The organism is aff. Roholtiella sp. LEGE 12411, assembly GCF_015206995.1.
Classification (GTDB): Bacteria; Cyanobacteriota; Cyanobacteriia; order Cyanobacteriales; family Nostocaceae; genus Komarekiella.
On the sequence record NZ_JADEXR010000021.1, the window covers coordinates 40,421 to 62,394 of the forward strand.

Below are 21,974 nucleotides of genomic sequence, written 5' to 3' on the forward strand. Positions count from 1 at the left end.
GTTTACACTCTGAGGCGAAACCTACTGTTACTCTAAAGTTCTCTCTTGCTATAACAATATTTTTAAGTGTATGTCTACTCTCTGTTTAACAGAAATAAAGTTTTCAAAAAATATTTTTAAATGAATAATAAAGTAATGCATATTTTTTTTGAATTTCAAAAAAAGCCTAGACAGTCTTATCTAGAAGAATTTATGTGCAGATTGCTAAAAAAATCGAGACATTTTACTAGTACTGACAATAGGCAAAGATTATTTATGACGAAAGTCAAAGTTCTATCTGAAAAATCACGCTAAAAAATCCAGAAAAGATACGATCAGTATTAGTAACTCTGCTGAAATTAACTTTTATGTCCTTAACTGAAGAGATTCTCTCCCAACTACCGGGCGATGTTCTAGGAGGATTGCGTCAAGGCGATCGCATCCTAACATCACTTAGAGAAAACACCGCACCAGTACCAACAGTAGTTAAAGAAAGTCAACAATCTTTAGGTAATTTTGACTGGGATGTGATTATTTGTGGCGGCACATTAGGAATTTTGATTGGTTGCGCTTTAGCAGTAAAAGGACTGCGTGTGGCCTTAATGGAACGAGGTATTCTGCGTGGTAGAGAACAAGAATGGAATATCTCCCGCAATGAATTAAATGTCTTTTTGGAATTAAACCTATTGACAGATGCGGAATTAGATCAAGCGATCGCCACCAAATATAACCCAGCACGAGTCAGTTTTCATGGTGGTACAGAAGTTTGGGTAGAAGATGTTCTAAATATTGGCATAGATCCGGTTTATCTACTAGCTACTTTAAAAACACGATTTCTGGCTACTGGTGGAAAGTTGTTAGAAAACACACCTTTTACTGGGGCGGTAGTTCATCCAGATGGAGTGATGGTAGAGCAATTCAAAACTAGGTTGTTAATCGACGCAATGGGACATCTTTCTCCCATCACCCAGCAAGCACGCCAAGGCAAAAAACCAGATGCTCTTTGCCTAGTAGTGGGAAGTTGTGCTCAAGGTTTTCCGGAAAATCACTCAGGCGACTTGTTGTTATCATTCACATCCTTGCAGAATCAATGCCAGTACTTCTGGGAAGCCTTCCCAGCCAAAGATGGTAGAACCACTTACTTATTCACTTACATGGATGCACATCCACAACGCTTAAGTTTAGAAGCTCTATTTGAAGAATATCTGCGCCTTTTACCAGAATATCAGGGTGTGGAATTGAGCCAGTTAAAGTTTCAACGAGCGCTGTTTGGATTCTTTCCTACCTATCGCCAAAGTCCCCTCAAAACCCCTTGGAATCGCATTTTACCAGTGGGAGATAGTAGTGGGAGTCAATCTCCCTTAAGTTTTGGTGGTTTTGGTGCGATGGTGCGTCACCTGAAGCGTTTAACATTTGGCATTTACGAGGCGCTACAAACTGAACAATTATCTGCTAAGTCGCTCGCACTGCTGCAACCTTATCAGCCAAGTTTGACTGTTACCTGGTTGTTTCAAAGGGCGATGAGTGTCGGTGTGAATCAGAAGATTGCTCCAGAGCAAATTAATCAACTGCTGTCTGCTGTATTTCAAGAAATGCAACAGTTAGGTACGCCAGTACTAAAACCGTTTTTGCAAGATATAGTGCAGTTTTCAGCACTAACACAAACGCTATTAAAAACTGGTTTGGCACATCCAGGATTAGTTGCCAAAATAATTCCGCAAGTAGGTTTGAAAAGTTTGCTGGATTGGATGGTGCATTACGGAAATTTGGGTGTTTATACTGCCTTGTTTGGGCTGAGTCCAATGTTAGAAACATGGCTAAAGAATCAACCAAGCGAACAACAATATTATTGGCATCGCTTAATTGATACTTGGAAGTATGGTTCTGGCGCTGATTATTTGGATGGAGATTGAATAATATGTGTGTGAGGATAATATGATTGAACGGAAATCATCAGGAATAAAATACTTTGCAGTACTGATTGACTTATTGCGCGATCGCAATGGATTTTTAGAAGAAGTTCGGCAAGGTACGAGATTACCAAATAAAATCATTTCTCTGTTGGTTTGTAGTTCCATATTTCTCGCTATTTATGGCGGAATTATTGGTGCATACCATAGCTGGATGCAAGCTTTATCTTCCGCCATTAAACTGCCAGCCCTCTATTTAATTACACTGCTAATTTGTCTACCGACTTTGTATTTTGCTAATATTATTTTTGGTTCAAAGCGGACTTTTTCTCAGCATTTAGCATTAGTATTGACTGCTGTTTCAATCACTAGTGTGCTTTTATTCAGTTTTGCACCCATCACACTATTTTTCTTAATTACGACTAATAATTACCAATTTTTAATCCTGTTAAATGTATTCCTTTTTGCAATCACTGGATTTATTGGGATTTCGTCTTTATATCACGCCACAAGTTTAGTTTTAGAACAAGAAAATGAAGGTAGCAATACACGCCAAAAGATTTTGCAATTTTGGCTACTCCTTTATGCTTTTGTAGGTAGTCAACTAGGATGGACTCTCCGACCATTTTTTGGTACACCTGATTCTGTATTTCAACTGTTCCGCGAGCGAGAAGGCAATTTTTATCTGAGTGTTATTCAAGCTATTAGCTATCTCTTAGGATTTCGTTAACATTTTTGAGGGGTCTAGGTTAAAAATTAATAACATGGACTTACCAATTATTTACCACCCAGATTACATTGCACCCCTGCCCGATGGACATCGCTTCCCGATGTCTAAGTTCCGACAACTCTATGAATTGCTGTTAGCTGACGGTGTAGCCAATCAAGAACAATTTCACACCCCCGAACTTCCACAGCAAGCTTTGATAGAGTTAGTCCACACTCCAAGCTACGTTCAAGCTTACTGTGAGGGAACCCTAGATACTAAAGCACAGCGACGCATTGGCTTGCCTTGGAGTCCAGAACTAGTGAATCGTACGTGTATAGCAGTTGGTGGTACAATACTCACTGCCAAGCTGGCACTAAATCAGGGTTTAGCTTGCAATACTGCTGGTGGCACTCATCATGCCTTTCCCAGTTATGGGTCTGGTTTTTGTATTTTCAATGATTTAGCGATCGCCTGCCGCGTTTTGCAAAAACTCGGACTTGTCCAAAAAATCCTAATTGTAGACTTGGATGTTCATCAAGGTGACGGCACTGCTTTCATCTTCCAAAGCGACGAGAGTGTTTTTACTTTCTCCATGCACTGCGAAGTCAATTTCCCCGGTACTAAACAAAAAAGCGATTTAGATGTTCCTTTGCCAGTGGGAATGGAGGATGATGCTTATTTACAAACTTTAGCAAAGTATCTACCAGATTTGTTGTCGCAAGTCAAGCCAGATCTAGTATTTTATGATGCTGGAGTTGATCCACATATAGGCGATCGCTTGGGAAAACTAGCTCTAACTGATGCTGGCATTTTTCGGCGAGAAATGCAGGTTTTAAGTACCTGTATGAATAGTGGTTATCCTGTCGCTTGCGTGATTGGCGGTGGTTATGCCAATGATATGAAGTCTCTCGTCTGGCGGCACTCTTTGGTGCATCGCGCTGCTAGTGAAGTTTATCGGCAGTACCAACTATAGTCATTTAGTGGGTAATTGAGCTCAAATTCGGAAAAATAGTATGAAAATGCTTTAACGAACTACAGAGGCGCTGAGAGTGCAGAGAAGAAATAACAGAACGCTTACAGACTCAGAAGATTGGGGCTATGTGTTAGTAGGTTCGACAGTTGATAGGTTGATCCGCAATCTAGAAGGTGAAACTGCCCTAGAATCATATCCTGAGTTTTGGCAGCGACGCGATCGCGCCAACGAGTTAATGTTGGAATGTTTCGGTAAACCTTGCCTCTTCTATGTACGTCGCAAGGGCGCGGGGAAAGAGCCAAAAGAAGAAATTTGGGATTTGACAATAGCAACAGATCAAGATAATTTTCAATTACCTCCAAGGCTTAAAAAGCTGGGAAAAACATTAGGATTTAGAGCCGCTGTACAAAAAGATGGATACGGCGGTTTAAAGATATTCTCTGCTCAGCTGCTACAAACATCACGAGGAAACGCTGATAGTTATGCTATGCCTTATTGGTTGCGTTTGTTGCCTAATCATCAGCATCATATCAACATTCCACCAGCAACATTAAAACGCATGGCAGCCACGCCAATTTGTGGCGATCATGTACCTACAGAAGATCAGCTTAAAGTTTGGAAAGCGTTTTTGCAAATTGAAGAAAAAATCGCTAAGGCTCGTCAATTTTGTGTGCGTTATGTGAGTCACAACTATAACTTTAAAAGGCGGATCAGTTTTGAAATTGATGTAACCTCAGCCACCCTTGACGGCTCTAATGAAAATCCCCTCGATGTACAAAGCTTCTGGGAACGAGTGAAACGGGCAAAAAACGAAGAAATTAAGCTTTTCGAGACTGCTCCCACCGGAAAGAACTGGCAAAATAGCCGCCAACTAGGGTCTATTGAAGAAGTTGACCCTAAACGTTGCATTATCAGCATCAGGCTAGAACGCGATTTAGCTGAATATATGGCAGCAGAACGCTATCAGTTACCAACTACTGGATTTTTATGTTTCGAGGCTGTTGGTGACATCAAACAGATTCAGCGTAAGAAAAAAGCCTTAGACGACTTGAATAATGGTTACACTCAAAATCCCTATTTAGGTAACTTCTTATTCGACGCTTCCCAAGCAAGACCTATTCAAAAAACTATCCAACTTCAATCAGAAGATTTGTTATTATCTTCTGCTAATCCTGGTCAGAAAGCAGCAGTAGAAACGGTGCTTGCTGCTAAAGATCTAGTTCTTATTCAAGGGCCACCAGGTACAGGTAAAACTACCGTGATTGCCGAAATTTGCTATCAAGTTGCTCTCCGGGGTGGTCGCACCCTAATTGCTTCTCAAGCTAATCTAGCAGTAGATAATGCCCTGAGTCGATTAGTTCATAACCCAGTAATTCGGGCTGTACGCAAGGGACGAGCCGAGAAAGTTGGGGAGGAAGGACAGCCATTTTTAGAAGACCAAGTAATTGGCAGATGGCTGCAAAATACCGCGACTGACTGCGAAAATAACCTTACTCAACGGCTCGATAATGTAGAAAATCTCAGTCAATTACTAACATCATCACAACGTTTCACAGCATACCTAAAAGCCGAGAAAGAATTTAATCAAAAACAAAATGAATTCAATAAAATTAAGGCAGATTTAGAGGCAACCTGTCAAAAACAAGAAATAGTCACCAAGGAAACCGAAGTCCAAAAAAGCGAGGTTGAATCTCTGGTTTCCAGGTTAGATAATTTGCTAGATACTACACAAAATATAGATTGGGAAACTCCAGAAGTTACGAACTTTTTGCCGCGCCTTCAACCATACACAGAAGGCAACAATTTAGTAAAAGAATTTTTGACCAATGTTCGCCAAGCCATTAAATATACTGATGAACTTGGCTTTGTTCGCCCTACGCGTGGTGCATTTGGATTGGCGGTTTGGTTACGTGAAACTGTAACCACTGAAATTTCTGAATTTAAAACAGCACTCAGTTATGCTCATAATGCAACTGAGGCGATGTTGGAGATTGCAGAGTTAGCGCAAATCATCAAACATAATTCTACTAATTTGAATCAATTAAAAATAGATGATCAGCAATTACTTAATAAGCAGCAAAGTTTGCAGCAAACACTCCAAATTTGGCAAAATCGCAAACGAGAAATAGACTATATTATCACAGCAGTTAAGGAATGGAAATCTACAGCAGATTTTCATCTGTATCAAATCTTAAAAAATTGCCAGCAATCTAATCTACCATTAACAGATAATTTGGTAGATTTACCACTAGGCTTGTTGATGTTTGCTAATACATTAAAATTACAAATTGTGCCAAAAGGTTATCAACTTAACCTACCAGATTGGGAGCTATTAACAAAAGCAATGTCTTATGAAGTAGAGGGAGGTTTCACTGACAGACGGGGTAAGCAGTATAATTTTAGTTACTTTTTACAGCAAAATTTAAGTCAAATTCCAATGGTGCTGTCAAAGAGCGATCGCACTCAATGGCAAGAGACTTATCAACAGTTTAATAATTATCAACTACTCACTCAAAAGCAGCGAAAATTACTGATTGAGAATACCCAGGTTTTCTTAATTAGAATGCAACAGACTTATGGCAAATCATGGGAATGGAATAACATCGACTCTACTCTTACCCGAATTACCCAAGAATTACTAGATAGCATCTTAACAAATGCCCGGAAATGTGTTTTACAAGTCAAGAATGAAACTGAACAACAACTTCAAAACATCCAAAAACAATTACAAGAGCTTCAAATAAATGTAATCAATCAACAGCAAATATCTACTACTCAATGTCAGGTAGAAACAGCAAGACAAGATGCTAATTTAAAACTTGGACGAGTAATCGGTATTTTGCAAGAACTTACCCAACAACAAAATGTACCTGCTCAATTATGTACTTTAGCTGAACAATATCTCACCACGCAGTCAAATATTTGGGAACAGCCACAAAAATTTTCAACACAAGTACATTCTTGGGAAAGTAGTATAAGTCAGCTTGAAACTTTGATTTCATTATCAGAGCCTTTTGCTGTGTTGGAGATGATTCAAAACTCCATGTTTGAGCATCTCTCAAAGCTGAAAGAAGAAACTACAATTTCTATGCAGCAACTCGAAAATTTACAAATAGAACTACGTGAATTAGAAAATGAAATAGAGCCGCAGCTATCAGAAAAATTACTAGCGCAAAGAACATGGTGGCAGATAACATGGCAATCCATACCTGATAAATTCAAACCAGATATTCATACTACAGATTTGTTTAATCTAGATTTTTTACGCATTATCAAAGCTAAGTTTAAATATTGGCAACAGCAACTTAATAAAGATGAAGTTCATCTCAATAGATATCAACACTTTGTCCGAGATTGGATTGGAAAATTAAGAAACCCAACCGAGCGCGATCGCGACGATTTAAGGCGCATTTATCTAGATAATGCCAATGTCGTCGGTATCACTTGCGTTCAAGCAGCAGGCCGAGATTTCTCTGAAGAATTCAAATACTTTGATGTTGCCATAATTGATGAGGTGAGCAAGTGTACTCCACCAGAGTTACTAATCCCAGCTTTGAAAGCTAAAAAGTTAGTAATGGTAGGCGATCATCGACAATTACCGCCAATGCTAAATACTAGCACTTTAGAAGAAGTTGCTCAAGCAATTGGCAGTCCAATAGAAGAACTAAAATTCTTAGAAGAATCACTTTTCAAAAGCCAGTTTGAAACTGCTGATCAAACCATCAAGCAAATGCTAAATACCCAATATCGAATGCATCCATTTATTATGGGAGCAATCAATCAGTTTTATGATGGGAAACTAGAATGTGGCATTTTAGAACCTGACACCAAACGCGCACATAATTTAGCAGGCACAATAATTCAACAAGATCACCATATTACTTGGGTAAAAATGCCTAAAGAAAATGAGTTTCAAGAACAACGTGAAGGAACTTCTTTTTCTAATATTCGGGAAATTGATGTGATTGAACGTCTGTGTCAACAGTTTGAGAACGCTTGGATTTCTAAAGTAGCTAATGGTGAACCAAAAAAAGAAATTGCCGTGATTACATTTTATGGCGCTCAACTAAGAAAAATTGATGAACGCCTACAATCTGAACTTTTCCCTTCGCTAGAAATTCGCACAGGAACAGTTGACAGATTTCAAGGTATGGAACGACCTGTTGTAATTGTCAGTATGGTTCGCAATAATAGTAAGGGAGATGTAGGATTTGCTAAAAAGCCAGAGCGGGTTAATGTTGCTTTTTCTCGCGCTCAAGAACTACTGATAATTGTGGGTTGTCACGATTTATTTACTCATCAATCAGGCAAAATTGGAATGATGTATTCTGAAGTTTCAAATATTGTCAGTCTTCATGGAGGTTTTGTTGATGTTTCTCGCGTCTTCTGCTAAAACTATAGATGCTAAACTCAAGAATTTTGTAAACGAAATTGAAGCGAAAAATCATAGCATATCAGTTATAGCAGCGCGTCAATTACGCTATAGTTTATATCAAAATCTTGTAGAAATAACCATAAAAGAATCCCGCGATTTTAATGTATTAGAAGAATTTATTATTCGTGCAGGTATTGAATTTGATCCTTCTCCAACAGAAGATGAATTAGCATCTATACTTGGTCTTGATCCTGTATTTGTCCGCAGTACTACCGCAACTCTTCAGGCGTTACAAACTCTGTCAGCAACATCGCCAATTACAGTTACTTCTGAAGGACGTTCATTTTATGAGAAAGGGTCTGTGCCACAGCCACCATACTCTGTACAAATTTATGCTATTTCAGATCCTTTAACTGGAAAACTTACCTTTCAATGTGAACCCTTAAACGATGAACTAGTAAAACTGCCTGATTTAGCAGATTTTGTAACTATTGATCATCTGATTCCTGATATTTCTTCTTTATCACTTGAGGAACTACAGCAAAGTATCCAAGCTTCAGATTTAGCATTTCATCTCCCACAAGAGGGTAAAATAGTTGTTTCTTGTAAAGGAATATCTCCAGTTAAAAAAATTGGAAAAACTCTATCGTTTTTCGTTATCTTCGATGCACTCAAAGATAAGTTGAGCGTGCAAATAATAAATGGCAAGCAAATTTTAGAGGCTGAATCAAGTTGTCTGGAAGTACTACTATCAGAAGGTAAAATATCCTTACAGGCATTGTGTAAATTATCAGATGAAACAATTAGTTTTGAGCGTGAGGCGATTCTTAATCATCAAAATACAGAAATTGAAGCTAGAGTCGAAAAGATTCGAGAAAAGGCATTAGAAACTCCCACATATATCAGTAAAGAACAAAATGATTCCACTGTAGTAGGAACAGTTATACAGTTACGTGATGGACAAATTGGTCAAGCTTTTTTAGAAATTTTAAATTCCGCAAAACATCAAATTATCATTTATTCGCCTTGGGTAAATAAGGTAGTTATAGATGATGAATTTCTAAATTTATTACAAAATTTGGCTAATTGCGGAGTTTGGATTTTGATTGGATACGGAATTGCACAACGACAAGAAAATGAAGGGAAACCAATACTATTAGAAGTAGAGGAAAAACTTAGAGCGATAAAAACACCTGATGGATTACCGTCTATACAATTTTTTTGTTTAGGAGATTCCCACATCAGAGAAGTAATAGTTGACCAAAAAATCTATGTTTGTGGTTCTCATAACTGGCTTTCTTATGGTGGTAACTATTTACCAACAGGTGAATCAGTTTATAAAGTGACAATTCCCCATCAAGTCCAGGAAGCCTATGAATTTCTTGCTAATCGCTTCCAAAACCACGCTCAAAAATTATGGAAAAATGCTCTAGAGAATCGTAATTCTCAACTATCTGTAGAACCTTTGTGTATATGGGGTGCGCTTGGTATGGAAGACATTGCACTCCAAGAGATAGAACAAAACAACTGGCTGGAACTTCTACCAATGTGGCTGAATCTGGTTCTTCAGAATATAAAAGCGAAAAATGTATTAGATTTAGTAATTTATAAAAAAGCACTTTCGTTACTGAGTAAAGTTTCGGGTGAAGAAGCTTTTATTGAGTTATTGCGACAAGGATGGCGTCAAGTTATGGGCGCGATCGCTACTAAAAATCCCGAAACTGCTTTCAACTTACTCAACAATGAAGTATGGGTGCAATTCTTACGTCTCAATATTGCTCCAATAAATGATTCACCTGCTAATTTTATATCGCAATGTACTATATCTCAGCATCAAGAAAAGGAAGAAAATAAGACGAGAGTAAAGGGAGAAAAAGTAGATCATAAAACCAAGAAAAAGGAAAAAAGCTAAATTAGTTTTTACTTAGAGATTATTAAAGAACTAGGAATTTGAGATTTTTTTTCTGCTGTTAGTACTCATCTTTCTTTAGAGGTAAAAGAAAAGTTGTCTTTCTAACTTATTGATTAACTGATTTTTAACTTTATTATTCACTTAGATGTATATACATAAATTCGTTTAATTTGATACAATTTATAAACTGGGAGAGCCAAGGAGTAATTGAAAGTGGTCTTATCTAAAGGCTTTGAGATTGAGATGTACACTGGCACACCTCAAGGAGAAATCGTAGGTCTCTCCGACAAAATTGTCGCAGATTTGGATGGATTTGTGCGTGAGCCAGATAGCCGCAACGTGGAATACATAACTCAACCATCCCATGATTATGAGAACTTGTTGTGTGCCTTGCTGCGTCCTCGGCGGGAGTTGCGAAATTACCTCAACCGCTTGGGCGATTATACCCTGATACCAGGGAGTACCTTATCTTTAGGTGCTAGCGATCGCTTTCTTCGTTCCGATCCAACTAATCCCTATCACGACTACATCGAGAAAACCTACGGCACAAAAGTAGTCACCGCTAGCGTACATATAAACATAGGCATCAGCGACCCAGAACTATTAATGCGGGCGTGTCGGGTGATCCGCACCGAAGCACCTCTATTTCTCGCCCTCAGCGCCTCCTCTCCCTTCTTGGATGGCAAAGCTACTGGCTATCACTCCACCCGTTGGGGCGTGTTCCCGCAAACACCCACCCATGTACCTTTATTTGCCAGCCACGCCGCTCATATTCAGTGGGTAGAACATCAACTGGCTATCGGTACAATGCAAAATGTGCGCCATCTGTGGACATCCGTACGACCAAATGGCGATCGCCGTCCCTACGACCTAAATCGCCTAGAACTGCGGATTTGCGATTTAGTTACAGACCCAATCACCTTACTGGCAATTTGTGCCTTATTAGAAGCCCGTATATTACAAATAATCGACAATTCCAGCATTGACCCGTTAACTCAAAGTACCTTCTCTCCCGAAGAACTCATTACCCTGACTGCTGACAATGAAGCGGCGGCTGCTACAGCTAGTCTTGATGCTCATCTCACGCATTGGCAAGACGGGAGAAGTATTCTAGCTAGAGATTGGATTGCTGAACTATGCCAAGACGTTTGGGCGATCGCTAAACAAAATGGCTTTAGCTGTTTTCTTTCCCCCTTAAACAAAATCCTCCGCGAAGGGAATGAAGCCCAACAGTGGTTGCAGTTACATGCAGTTGGTTTTGACACCCAGCGTGTGATTTCCCAGGCTATTGTTGCTACCCAAGAGCGCGAAATCGAACTCGAAAACAAATTGTGTTCGTCCTTGATGGCTTAACATCTTCTGCCCTCTGACAAATGGTATATTTTCGTAAGAGTTGCTTGTATCTCCTTAAAGATACTGGCAACTATCTTATGTAAATTAATGTTCTAAGAATATTTGTGCTTGATTTTAAAAATCTAATCGATGGTGATTGCTTGGGTATTATTAACAAAACCTATATATCACCTCTACCCTTTGGTAGATTTCATATTGATGATAGATGATTTTATACAATACGTAAGTTCGCCAAACAATGCCTCAGGTAGTTTTAGTTAACCCGCAAATCCCTCCTAACACAGGTAATATTGCTCGTACTTGTGCCGCTACAGGTACGGAATTGCATTTGGTGGGGCCTTTGGGGTTTGAAATTAGCGATCGCTACCTTAAAAGAGCTGGTTTGGATTACTGGCCGTATGTCAAACTGCACTATCATGAATCGCTAGAAGCCTTTAAAAAGTTACATCAGCAGCGTGGAGGAAGATGGTTAGGTTTTACGGTCAGTGGAAGTTTCAATTACGTAAGCTTTAATTTTCAAGCAGATGATTGGCTGCTGTTTGGTAGTGAAACCACAGGTTTACCATCAACTGTTCTCTCCGCAACTGACGCTAATCTCTACATTCCCATGGCTCAACCAGGAGTTCGCAGCTTGAATCTGTCAGTGAGTGTAGCAATTAGTTTGTTTGAAGCTCGCCGTCAGTTAGGTCATCTGCAATAGTTTTTCGGATTGGCAACACTTTAATAAGTATAAATACTTATTCATCACCAAAGTATCTACTTTTGGGCTGCGAAAATCTGTATTGTTACAGCAATAATGTAAGTTAATATACTTAACTTTAAATTTATGGTCAAATTGTAGTGGAAGATACTTACGAATATGGAGAGGATATTATAAGAAATTTGTATATGAAATTCAGGGCAATACCAAATTTGAATGATAGATTTTGATGAATTGGAATCATCCGAAATTATGGAACAAAACCGATAAAACCCAGTCTAATGAGGTATTTCAGCTATTTAGACTTGAGTAGCTTAGGAAAGTAGCCCAAAACTACCTGGGAGCTCATACGGTTGCCTTTTAGGGAATAATCAACGTAAAGTCTCGTATTGGGAAGTACGGATTTGGTAGAAATATCTTGAAGATATCTACAGCAGAGGGCAACGCTTTTCCAGAAGTCGCAGCAATTTAATTCATAGCAGCGACAGTGGACTTGGCAAATCTGTGTTTGTCCAGTCCCCGCGATTGAAGCAAGACAAGCGCGGACAACTGCAAAGAGCAAAACCAAATGTGTGAAGTGTGTGAGGAGTGGTTCGGACAAGTAAGCACAGCAATTTTAAGTTTTGCTAATAAGTGTAAACTTGTCTAAATCAGAGAAGCAGGTTAATCTTGCCTAAGCATCTCTGGTGAATGTGATCTTGATCTATCGTTCGTTGTGATCTAAACCATTGACTAGTATCCAGCTGAAAAATCGAGATCAGTTAAGCGCTAGTGATCATAGGAGGTCGTCTTTGAAACGAGCATTGAAAAAGAGAGTAAAGGCTGTGTTGAATAATACCCCCAATAGCGATGATGCCCCGGTAGAACAGCTAAATGTGATTAATCCAAGAGTTAACCGCCGGGTACGGACAAAAGCTGCGATGATTGGCTTGGCAATCTCTATGGGAGCAACCAGCCTTTTGGTGACTCGACAAAGCGATCAAGCCCAAGCAGCGGCACCTGTAGGCAGCCAAAAGGCAACCTCATCAATTCCGGCTGCTCCTGACACTGATGTGAAATTTGCCTCCAAAAAGCTGGAGTATCGAGCCGTCTCATCAGCGAGCGTGCCTGAAAATCCTGTCATAATGGAACCAACAGCAGTTTCGCAAGTGCCTGGGCTTGAAGCTAAATGGCAAGTCGCGGTAAATGGAATGTCTGTAACAGTTCCTGTATCAGAAGCACTTTCCCAAACAACAACAAATTATAAAAATTCTATCTACCTAAAGTCCAAACTAGCACAGGGATTGAGCAACACCTCAGCTAATACCGATTTACAAACAGTCAATAAGCTATCTGAGACGACACAAAAATTCTCTAGCGCTGATGGTATTACTGGCGGTGAAAATACATCCCAGACTGCTCAATTACAAGCAGCTGCAACCTCTGACGCAACCGACGGTAAAATTAATGCACAACTTAAAGCACAACAAGAGTATGCACTAAATCGCTTACAAGACAAATCGAACCGTTTAAGAAAAAGCCTAGCGCAGTTGCGGTCTGGGGAGAGCAAAAATTTATCACAAGCTGGTATCGAGTTGTCACAGCCAATAACTATAGCCGAGAAAACTGTAATAGCGCAGTCGGAAATAGTGACTGATGCAAGCAAAGCCAGTCTGATATCGAGATTAAAACAGAAACAAGAGACAAGCACCTCCGTGCCGCAAGCAACAAAGCCTGCATCATCTACAAGACCAACAGTAATAGCATCGGCTGCAACACCATACGAAGTTAAGCCTGGAGATACACTAGCAGCGATCGCTAACCATCACGGTACTTCAGTATCAGAATTAGTTAAGGCAAATAGTCTTACTAACCCCAACCAATTACAAATCAGTCAAAAACTAATTATTCCCATTGCTAAAGTTGACGCAACTGTATCGGTTAAGACCAGTTTCAGGGAGTCCAGTGTTACTGCCAATATACCTACTTCCCCTGTGAACACAGCTGGCGTCAACTTAAATCTACCTGTTGCTTCACAACTACCAGTTATTGCCGACAACAGCAGTATTTTCGTCCCTACACCAACAACTGCGAACAATCGGATTCAGGCAAAAACTAACATCGCTCCAGGAACATCTTCTAACACACCAGCTTCTCGTGGCATAGGTGGAGACATTCCACCAACAGCTTTTGCCGAAATACAACTGCCTAAAAAACCGCCTCAAAAGGTAGCAAGGGCAAAAAATGAACGTCTACAAAGCTTACAAGCGGAAATCCAGAGATTACAAGCAAGATACCGCGCTCAACAGTCTGGAAACTTAGTTGTGCCAGCAGCTACCGAAACTAATAGCCTTGCTGCGGTACAGATTCCGGTTTCTAGTCCCAATAATCTCAGTCCAGTATCCGACTTGGCTTCTCGACCAAGTAATCTTGCCATACCAATTCCAGTTCCCACACCCATTGGATCTACTAGCTATAGCACCCAACCCATTAAGCCACAATTCAGTGCTACTAGACCCACTAACGAGCCAGTAAATCCAGAGTTCTTGCCCAATTTAGGCCCTGCTACTCAGTGGACTCCCTCTCGTAGTCCATCCAGCACGAAGATAGCAACGCCCCCTGCTGGTTTAAACTCCTCTGATTCCCTAGGAAGAATGCGGGGAACTACCGTTTCTCCACAGCTACCAATACCGCCTTTGGCAGCAGTGGATCAATACCTACCCAGGTCGATTGACGAAGCTATACCCCCTCCGTCTACTTCGTCTGTAGCTTTTAGTTGGCCAGCGAAGGGTGTTCTGACTTCGGGCTATGGCTGGCGCTGGGGAAGAATGCACAAGGGAATTGATATTGCTAACTCGACTGGTACGCCGATTGTTGCCTCAGCTGAAGGTACAGTAGAAAAAGCTGGTTGGAACAGCGGTGGTTATGGCAAACTCGTCGAAATCCGCCATCCTGATGGCAGCCTAACTCGCTATGCTCATAACAGCAAGATTTTGGTGCAACCTGGTCAGCAGGTAAATCAAGGATCAACAATTGCTTTAATGGGAACCACTGGTCACAGCACTGGGCCACACAGCCATTTTGAAATCCATCCATCAGGCAAGGGCGCAGTTAACCCAATAGCCATGCTGCCCCAAGAACGTCTGTAATTCTTGGCTGTCTCCATCTAAAAAATGATTTGGTTTGTTGAGGGAGTTTACCTCCCTCTTTTGCTGTCTATCATCTCAATAGAAACAGACTTGGCAATGTCAACTGCCACACCCACGAGGGGATGTGGCTTGTAGCTAGGAAACAGAATTTCCTGAAACATACGGGGTATTGACTGACCCCTGCTCCTCCGTCCCGTGGGTAGAGGAGAGAATATAGTCATCACGGACATTTCTGGAAGCATTAAGATCCGCGTGAGTTTGATATCCGCAATTGCTGCAATGGAACTTAGACTTATGGCGATTTGTTCTTTTAATGTGCTTACAGACATTGCACTTTTGGGAAGTGTATCTAGGGTCTTGATGTACTACTTTTTTCCCTAAAGCTTCTGCCTTGTAAGCCAAGAACTGTTCTTGTTGGAAAAATGCCCAACTACCCAACCATTTATTCATTTTTTTGCCGCGTCGCTGGGTGCGAATGCTAGACAAGTCCTCAAGTACAAAAACAGCTACTCCTGGTTGCTTGGCTAGCTTTTTACTTACACAATGGTTCGTATCCGACATGAACCGCTTCTCGCGTCCAGACATCGACTTTAAACGACGTTTAGAACTACGAGTGCCTTTTTGTTGGAGCTTACGACGATTGAATAAGTAACGTCTTTGAGTATTTCTAATTTGGGAACTTGAGAAAAACTGTCCATCAGAAGTTACTGCTTGATGGTAAAGTCCCCGGTCAATTCCCTGAATTGTTCCACTAATTTCTTGAGGGTTATCTGACTCAAAAACTAGTCGTACCCAAAACTGTTTTGAGTGCTTTGAGTAAGTTAAAGTTGCACCGCAAAATTCCCAAGTTTCAAAAACATCTTTAAAATAATCAGGAATTTATAGGACTAATTTTATCCGTTTACCAATACAGGACAAGGTTAGTTGATGACCGCGCAGCGTCATAGTGCGCTTATCATACCTCAACCCTGATGTTGGTTTCTTTCTGGGGATACGCTTAAATTTAGTAGCCTTGATTGCCTCTAAAGCGTTGTCCCTAACTGTTTGCAACAAAGCAGAAGGCACACTTGGATACTGTAGCCGTAGGATGGCGTACAAATTTTTGTGTGCCTTGCTTTTGTTAAAAGTTTTGTTCTCTATCGCCCAATCAATATGTGCATTAAATATTGATGCACACTGATTCATCAGATTTAAAAATCTTTCATCAGGTAATTCGACTGGGATAGAGACGGTGCGTTTCATGCTTAATCGTTTCGTTCTTCGAGCAACACTTCGCAATCATGAGGATAATCAGCTAATGCCATGCTTGCAATTTTCCAGGCTTGATCACTAGTTGTTGCAAGAGGAATAGGCAAAGTGTCAATTACAATCCCTTTATCTTTAATAGGACTTACGCACTGTACAAATTGATTATCTTGTGTATCAACGAAAATACGTCGTTCAGGCTTTTATAAATCATCCTTGGATAAATAGCGATCGCCTAAAAGGTATCGAAAAATCAAGGATTAATCCCTAGAATCCGTAACCCATATTTGGGTTTTCCTGTCAATGCGTAAGTCCTATTTAATTAAAAACACAAACATAGTAGTGTCACTAATATTGTATTTTTAGATGATTCTCTATTAGATATGTTTTGTCAATACACGCCACTCAATGAAAATATTGTCTTCCTCCCACGCTAAACACTGCCTTGGCTACCACATCATATTTTGCCCAAAGTACCGTAATCAGGTGCTTCAGGGAGCGATAGAGATAGAACTCAAACGAATCCTTGGTGAAACCTGTCAAACTTACGGATGGACACTTCACGCGATTGAGATCATGTCAGACCACGTTCATGTGTTCGTGCAAGCAGACCATACGACAGCCCCAGTAGAGATAGCCAAGACAATGAAATCAATCTCTGCTGTGCATATATTTTAGTACGTTTAAGGATTTAAAAAAACGTAGATTTTGGGGTTCTGGATTATGGAGCGATGGAACGTTTTACTCTTCCGTAGGTGGAGCCTCAGAAGAAGCAGTTAAGCAGTATATTGCCACTCAAAAACAACGTGGATAGTGTTAAATTAGGGGGCATTGAACCCCCTAATTTAACCGCGCTTACATCCCCGCCCACGAGGGGACGGGGTTTGACGCACGATCAATAAAAATTCATCGCAAAATAAGCTATGCTTAAGCATAGTTGTATGCTATCATAAATAACGATGTAAATAAATTTGGCTCAGTAGCTCAGTTGGTTAGAGCACGGGACTCATAAGCCTGGGGTCGTTGGTTCAAATCCGACCTGAGCCATTTAAAAGTTATAAGTAGTGAGTGCTAAGAGATGAGTGAGCCTAAAATAGCCTTGATTACTCTGTAAAAGACAGTTGTGACTCTAAACTAATACTCGAATTCAAGACTCGGCACTCAAAACTCAGCACTATTTTATGTGGCGGATCACCTCAGCAACCGACCAAGCTTGGGCGATCGCACCTCTAGGTGTATGAGGTAGATCACCATCGAAAATCTCAGAAATAGAGCCAAGACAAGCACTAGATAGAAAATGATTCAGCAAGGGTTGCCAATCAAACGGAAGTGGTTGATTTGGGTAAAACCGCTGCCAGGCACGAATATAAGGGCCAATCAGCCAACTCCAAACAGTACCTTGGTGGTAGGCACGATCGCGATCATGGGCGCCACCTGTGTACTTCCCTATGTATTCTGGATCGCCTGGATCAAGGCTACGCAGACCATAGGGAGTAAGCAAGCTGGTGGTTGCTAAATCCAATATCTGACACCCTTGGTGTGGAGAAAATCCACAATGGTGCAGCGACAGTGCTAAAACGGCATTAGGACGAATTTGAAAATTTCGCCGATCGTCAGGTTCGATAGTATCGTACAAATAGCTTAGCTGAGGATTCCAGAACTTTTGTAGAGAGACTTTTACCTGTTCTGCTTGCTGGGCATAACGCTGCGCTTGCTTGGCCAGACGTACTGGTTCGCCAAAGTGAAGCTGGCTCAAGCGTTCTGCCCACTGACTAAGCCAACATAAAGCAGAATACCACAGCGCGTTGATTTCCACAGGCTTTCCGCGACGAGGAGTGACAGGCTCTGCCCCAATCACCACATCCATCCAGGTAAGGGCTACACTCCGAGCATCCCAACCAATCAGCCCATCAGTGGCATCAGATTGGATGTTGTAGCGCGTACCACCGATAAAGGCTTTGTGGATTTGCTGCGCTATGGGGAATTGCTCTGCCAAAAATTGCCAGTCTTGGGTAGCCTCCAAATAAAGTCCTAAAGTTTCAATCCACCACAGCGCCGCATCAATACTGTTATAAAACGGTTCGCCATCGGCATCGGGAAATGCATTGGGAATTAGACCGTGGCGACAGTAATGCCCAAAAGTTCGCAATAGTCCTTTTGCCAGATCAAAGCGCTGTGGAACTAGCGCCAACCCCGGTAAGGCAATCAAGGTATCACGCCCCCAATCATTAAACCAGTGATAACCAGCGATGATTGTAGGGCCAGCAATTGAAGCTCTATAGACGATAAACTGATCGCCTGCTTTAAGTAGTTGCTGCCAGATTAGGGAGTGGGGGAGTGGAGAAGCAATTTTGAATCGTTCTTTCTCCTCCTCTGCCTTTCCTCCCTTCTCCCATTCTTCTTGTTTCCCTCCCTCTCTCCATCCAAAAATCTGAGAGAGTCTTTCTTGTTCTGCTTCCACAGCTGCTGCAAAGGCTTGGGGAGTGAGGATATCTGGAAATTGGTCAGGAAAACCTACCCGTGCTTCTAGAGTCACTGTATCTCCGGGCTGGAGAGTGACACTCAAGTAACCAGGACTGTAGAGGTCTTCGCGATCGCTCAATCCCCGTTGCGTTTCTTCGGGTAATCCATAATTCCAATACCAAACTGCATCTGGCTGATAGTTTCCTTGTGTCCAGCGCAAGTGCCAAGTTGTGCCAAAGTGCCCAGAATTTATCGCTTGCAGACAGACTTGCTGTTGTCCTAGCCGTTGCGAAAACTGTAATTCTGGATTAGCAGTTTGCTGGTGGTGAAAGTCACGATCAGCTATTAGCAGTCGCAGGCGTAAAATCGCAGCGTCAACCCCCTCGTAGCGATACTGAATTAAAATCCGGTGGCAAAATTGGGCAGGGGTATGAGGGATTGGGCATTGGGCATTGGGTATTGGGAAAGATTTTTCCCAGCCCATAGTCCTTACTAATCCGTGGGGCATTACCAATTGTCTACTTAGCTGCCAATTATCCTTGCCCCAAATCCATTTGGGAACTGGGTTAATATCAAAACAGCGTAGCAGTTCGCAGCCTGTCGGCTCAATCTGACGGTTGCCCCAGAAATTTGTCCCCAGAGCCACAACTTCCCCTAGTACTTCCAAGCTAGCTTCTAAGTGCGAAATCAGCAAAGTACGCCCAGAAGGGGGGTTAGTAGCGGCAAACAGCCAACCATGATAAGTGCGCGTACGAACATCAGAAACTGTACCACTGGCAAAACTTCCTAAGCCATTGGTAAGCAACCATTCTCTTGTATCTAAATCAGCCATTTGCTACTCAGAATCGTTATGACTATGATATAGTCGTAACAGATCGTAATTAAACTGTGAGAGCGCAGACGGGTGAGTAAAACTTACCCAGATTCCGACGCTACTAAATAGATATAAGTTGAAGGAGAAATAAGTTCATGTCCCTCACTTACGGAACAGAAGGAAGCCTTCGCGTTGGTCAACAGGCTCCCGATTTCACAGCAACGGCTGTGGTAGACCAGGAATTTAAGACAATCAAACTTTCCGACTATCGCGGTAAGTATGTCATCCTGTTTTTCTATCCCCTAGACTTTACCTTTGTTTGTCCCACTGAAATCACAGCATTTAGCGATCGCTACGAAGAATTCAATAAAATCAATACAGAAGTCCTTGGGGCTTCGGTAGATAGCGAATTCTCCCACCTCGCTTGGATTCAAACTGATCGCAAGTCTGGTGGAGTCGGCGACCTGAATTATCCTCTAGTCTCTGACATCAAGAAAGAAATTAGCGCCGCTTATAACGTCCTTGACCCAGCAGCAGGTATTGCGTTGCGTGGTCTGTTCATCATCGACAAAGATGGTATCATACAGCACGCCACTATCAACAACCTAGCTTTTGGTCGCAGCGTCGATGAAACCCTGCGAACACTGCAAGCCATTCAGCATGTTCAATCTCATCCTGACGAAGTTTGCCCTGCCGGTTGGCAACCAGGTGATCAAACAATGGTTCCTGACCCAGTGAAGTCGAAAGTCTACTTCGCTGCTGTCTAGATTACGCTTGCTATTAACTCCAACTCAGCCGATTGGAGTTGAAAGCAAAATCAATCATAACCACAGATAAATAGAGATACACATTAAACAATGTCAATCTCCATTTTTATCTGTGGTTTTTTCGTAAGATAGTATTTAAATAATCAAGGATGAAAATATGCTGACTTCAACTGATTTTAGGGGTTTATTGAATGAACGCTTCTTTCACAATTTTTTACCAATTCCAGGTACAAATAAACTCAGATTGGGAGTAGGAACGCCAGACTTTCAACTGCCAGATATTACCAACGGAACGTTAGTAAAATTATCTGATTACCAAGGTAAGCAACCAGTATTACTTGCCTTGACTCGCATCTTTACTGAAAAGCAATATTGCCCCTTCTGCTTTCCTCACATTAAAGCTTTGAATGAAAACTACGAGCAATTTAAAAATCGTGGCGTAGAAGTTTTGATGATTACTAGTACCGACGAACGGCAGAGTCAAATAGTTGTTAGGGATTTAGGTTTAAAAATGCCATTGCTGAGTGATCCCAATTGTCGAATATTTCGCACCTATCAAGTGGGACAAGCACTGGGAGCACCTTTACCTGCACAGTTCGTGTTAGATAAAGAAGGCAAACTTCGCTACTGGCATTTATTCTCTTTCTTGGATCACAACGCTAGTATTGAGACATTGTTAGAACAATTTAATTGAGTATAATGCGTAAGATTGGCAATGTCTGTCCTACTCATAAAACTGTGAGGTTTTCTCGTGCTGACACTTTATCATGCGTCAATTTCTCCCAACTCGCGCCGCGTCTGGATTACTCTACTGGAAAAAGGACTTGAGTTTGAATTGGTAGAGATAAAACTAAATGGAGAGCAGTTTAAATCAGAGTTTTTGGCAATTAACCCCTTCCATCACATTCCAGCTTTGGTAGATGACGACTTTAATGTAGTTGAATCTTTAGCAATTCTGGATTATTTAGAAGCAAAATATCCCACGCCTGCGATGTTGCCTAAAGATGCCAAGGATTTAGCGATCGCGCGGATGGTACAACTAGTAACGGTGAATGAGCTTTTGCCAGCAGCTACCACGTTTTTACCTCAGATGCTAGGCTTGCCTGGAAAAGACCCAGAAAAAATTGAGCAGGCAAAACAAAAAGTTTCAATAGTTCTCAAGTTTTTTGAGAATTTATTAGATAATCGCCCTTACTTTGGTAGTCATAACCTCACTCTCGCCGAGGCCGTGGCCGGGACTGTAGTACCTTTGATGCCAACTGTAGGCGTATCCTTGAGTCAATATCCAAAACTGAGTGCTTGGTGCGATCGCTTGATTGTACGTCCTTCGTGGCAAACTACCCAAGCAACCCCAGAGGCAATGGAAGCTTTTAAATCAGTCATGGCGGCGAGAATGGCGCAGCAGAATGCAGATTGATAAATTAGGGAAAATTCATAGTAGAGACGCGAAATTGTACTCCATGCCGCTTTGCTAACGCGTCTCTACAATCGAAAATCCTTACAAAGAACAGACGGGAGTATGAAAGCCCGTGAGATATAGGTGCGTAGCACCGCATATCGTGCTTCAGACACGGGATGAAATGCGACTCGGTAGGTTTTAGCCTACTGTAAATATTGTATAAAGTTTTCAAAGTCCTCGGATATCT

General features: G+C 41.3%; 16 protein-coding genes and 1 tRNA gene. 14 read left to right on the forward strand and 3 right to left on the reverse strand.

The genetic code is table 11. The annotated features are described in order from the left end of the window. Positions 1-347 precede the first annotated feature (347 nt). The 8 genes from IQ246_RS07330 to IQ246_RS07365 all read left to right on the forward strand — a co-directional run bounded on the left by IQ246_RS07330 (position 348) and on the right by IQ246_RS07365 (position 15,039). Positions 348-1,892: an FAD-binding oxidoreductase gene (locus IQ246_RS07330; RefSeq protein ID WP_194001534.1), complete on the forward strand. Its 1,545-nt coding sequence runs from the start codon at positions 348-350 to the stop codon at positions 1,890-1,892. Positions 1,893-1,914: 22 nt separating this feature from the next. Then, positions 1,915-2,619 (forward strand): actin-binding WH2 domain-containing protein, encoded by a 705-nt coding sequence (locus IQ246_RS07335; protein WP_194001536.1) that lies wholly within the window; start codon positions 1,915-1,917, stop codon positions 2,617-2,619. Positions 2,620-2,653: 34 nt separating this feature from the next. Next, a complete protein-coding gene (locus IQ246_RS07340; RefSeq protein ID WP_194001538.1) occupies positions 2,654-3,571 on the forward strand; it encodes a histone deacetylase in 918 nt (305 codons plus the stop codon). A gap of 70 nt (positions 3,572-3,641) precedes the next feature. Next, positions 3,642-7,964, forward strand: a complete 4,323-nt coding sequence (locus IQ246_RS07345; RefSeq protein WP_194001561.1) for an AAA domain-containing protein — start codon at positions 3,642-3,644, stop codon at positions 7,962-7,964. Beyond that, positions 7,942-9,858 (forward strand): hypothetical protein, encoded by a 1,917-nt coding sequence (locus IQ246_RS07350; RefSeq protein ID WP_194001540.1) that lies wholly within the window; start codon positions 7,942-7,944, stop codon positions 9,856-9,858. The genes IQ246_RS07345 and IQ246_RS07350 overlap by 23 nt, the downstream gene beginning before the upstream one ends. A 213-nt stretch (positions 9,859-10,071) precedes the next feature. Beyond that, positions 10,072-11,211 carry a glutamate--cysteine ligase gene (gene gshA, locus IQ246_RS07355; protein ID WP_194001542.1) on the forward strand — a complete coding sequence of 380 codons (1,140 nt, stop codon included), beginning with the start codon at positions 10,072-10,074 and terminating at the stop codon, positions 11,209-11,211. A gap of 238 nt (positions 11,212-11,449) precedes the next feature. Continuing rightward, on the forward strand, positions 11,450-11,911 hold the full coding sequence (locus IQ246_RS07360) for a tRNA (cytidine(34)-2'-O)-methyltransferase (protein WP_194001544.1): 462 nt from the start codon (positions 11,450-11,452) through the stop codon (positions 11,909-11,911). A gap of 824 nt (positions 11,912-12,735) precedes the next feature. Then, complete coding sequence (locus IQ246_RS07365; RefSeq protein WP_370588464.1) at positions 12,736-15,039, forward strand: peptidoglycan DD-metalloendopeptidase family protein; 2,304 nt, start codon at positions 12,736-12,738, stop codon at positions 15,037-15,039. Positions 15,040-15,174: 135 nt separating this feature from the next. Here the strand turns inward: IQ246_RS07365 and IQ246_RS29835 are convergent, their stop codons facing one another. Continuing rightward, positions 15,175-15,918, reverse strand: a complete 744-nt coding sequence (locus IQ246_RS29835) for a transposase (RefSeq protein WP_339379192.1) — start codon at positions 15,916-15,918, stop codon at positions 15,175-15,177. Then, positions 15,919-16,281: a hypothetical protein gene (locus IQ246_RS29840; RefSeq protein WP_208492049.1), complete on the reverse strand. Its 363-nt coding sequence runs from the start codon at positions 16,279-16,281 to the stop codon at positions 15,919-15,921. Positions 16,282-16,692: 411 nt separating this feature from the next. Between IQ246_RS29840 and tnpA the strand changes: the two genes are divergently transcribed. The 3 genes from tnpA to IQ246_RS07380 all read left to right on the forward strand — a co-directional run bounded on the left by tnpA (position 16,693) and on the right by IQ246_RS07380 (position 17,331). After that, the gene (tnpA, locus tag IQ246_RS31215; protein WP_370588465.1) at positions 16,693-16,962 is read left to right on the forward strand and encodes an IS200/IS605 family transposase; all 270 of its coding nucleotides are present in this window, start codon (positions 16,693-16,695) and stop codon (positions 16,960-16,962) included. Beyond that, on the forward strand, positions 16,952-17,098 hold the full coding sequence (locus IQ246_RS31220) for a transposase (protein ID WP_370588466.1): 147 nt from the start codon (positions 16,952-16,954) through the stop codon (positions 17,096-17,098). Before tnpA ends, IQ246_RS31220 begins: the two co-directional genes overlap by 11 nt. Positions 17,099-17,257: 159 nt before the next feature. Next, positions 17,258-17,331, forward strand: a tRNA-Met gene (locus IQ246_RS07380). Between the two features lie 127 nt (positions 17,332-17,458). Here the strand turns inward: IQ246_RS07380 and IQ246_RS07385 are convergent. Continuing rightward, positions 17,459-19,579, reverse strand: a complete 2,121-nt coding sequence (locus IQ246_RS07385; protein WP_194001548.1) for an amylo-alpha-1,6-glucosidase — start codon at positions 19,577-19,579, stop codon at positions 17,459-17,461. A gap of 137 nt (positions 19,580-19,716) precedes the next feature. Between IQ246_RS07385 and IQ246_RS07390 the strand changes: the two genes are divergently transcribed. The 3 genes from IQ246_RS07390 (at position 19,717) to IQ246_RS07400 (ending at position 21,745) form a co-directional block, all read left to right on the forward strand. After that, complete coding sequence (locus IQ246_RS07390) at positions 19,717-20,328, forward strand: peroxiredoxin (protein WP_194001551.1); 612 nt, start codon at positions 19,717-19,719, stop codon at positions 20,326-20,328. A 157-nt stretch (positions 20,329-20,485) separates the two neighbouring features. Beyond that, entirely contained in the window at positions 20,486-21,022 is a 537-nt protein-coding gene (locus IQ246_RS07395; protein ID WP_194001553.1) for a peroxiredoxin, read from the forward strand. Positions 21,023-21,079: 57 nt separating this feature from the next. Continuing rightward, on the forward strand, positions 21,080-21,745 hold the full coding sequence (locus tag IQ246_RS07400; protein WP_194001555.1) for a glutathione S-transferase family protein: 666 nt from the start codon (positions 21,080-21,082) through the stop codon (positions 21,743-21,745). The last annotated feature ends 229 nt before the right edge of the window (positions 21,746-21,974 follow it).

Coding starts and splice junctions, on each gene's coding strand:
- IQ246_RS07330 (WP_194001534.1), top strand. CDS start 348: ATGTCCTTAACTGAAGAGATTCTCTCCCAACTACCGGGCGATGTTCTA.
- IQ246_RS07335 (WP_194001536.1), top strand. CDS start 1,915: ATGATTGAACGGAAATCATCAGGAATAAAATACTTTGCAGTACTGATT.
- tnpA (WP_370588465.1), top strand. CDS start 16,693: ATGAAAATATTGTCTTCCTCCCACGCTAAACACTGCCTTGGCTACCAC.
- IQ246_RS07390 (WP_194001551.1), top strand. CDS start 19,717: ATGTCCCTCACTTACGGAACAGAAGGAAGCCTTCGCGTTGGTCAACAG.
- IQ246_RS29840 (WP_208492049.1), bottom strand. CDS start 16,281: ATGAAACGCACCGTCTCTATCCCAGTCGAATTACCTGATGAAAGATTT.
- IQ246_RS07385 (WP_194001548.1), bottom strand. CDS start 19,579: ATGGCTGATTTAGATACAAGAGAATGGTTGCTTACCAATGGCTTAGGA.
- IQ246_RS07350 (WP_194001540.1), top strand. CDS start 7,942: ATGTTTCTCGCGTCTTCTGCTAAAACTATAGATGCTAAACTCAAGAAT.
- IQ246_RS07360 (WP_194001544.1), top strand. CDS start 11,450: ATGCCTCAGGTAGTTTTAGTTAACCCGCAAATCCCTCCTAACACAGGT.
- IQ246_RS07340 (WP_194001538.1), top strand. CDS start 2,654: ATGGACTTACCAATTATTTACCACCCAGATTACATTGCACCCCTGCCC.
- IQ246_RS07395 (WP_194001553.1), top strand. CDS start 20,486: ATGCTGACTTCAACTGATTTTAGGGGTTTATTGAATGAACGCTTCTTT.